Annotated in this window: 1 protein-coding gene; it reads left to right on the forward strand. The window is 49.7% G+C overall.

Translation table 11 applies throughout. The annotated features are described in order from the left end of the window. Positions 1-34: 34 nt before the first annotated feature. A partial coding sequence (locus Y887_RS17640; protein ID WP_343123100.1) for a DnaB-like helicase C-terminal domain-containing protein occupies positions 35-489 on the forward strand: 455 nt, incomplete at its 3' end.

Below are 489 nucleotides of genomic sequence, written 5' to 3' on the forward strand. Positions count from 1 at the left end.
CAATTGCGCAGTGCAGGAGAAAAAGCCCGCTCTGATGTTCAGCCTTGAAATGCCAGGTGATCAGATACTGGAAAAACTGGTAGGGCAGAAGTCTGGGGTTAACCCGAATATTTTTTACCTTCCGGCGACAAATGACGCCGATGACGGCTATCAGGGTGATTACGATGGTGACTTCAACAGGGCGATCGAAACAGCCAATCGCTTGAGTGAAATCGACATGCTTTACATCGACGACACGCCGGGATTATCTCTGGCTCAAATCGTCAGCGAAAGCCGTCGAATCAAGCGAGAAAAAGGATGTGTTGGCATGATTCTGGTCGATTACCTGACACTAATGACCGCTGAGAAGGCCGATCGCAACGACCTTGCTTACGGCATGATCACCAAAGGACTGAAGAACCTTGCCAAAGAGCTTGATTGCGTTGTTGTGCTTCTGACGCAACTTAACCGCGCACTGGAAAGCCGAACCAATAAACGCCCATTGCCAAG

Origin of the sequence: Xanthomonas pisi DSM 18956, from assembly GCF_001010415.1 — a bacterium.
Lineage (GTDB): Bacteria > Pseudomonadota > Gammaproteobacteria > Xanthomonadales > Xanthomonadaceae > Xanthomonas > Xanthomonas pisi.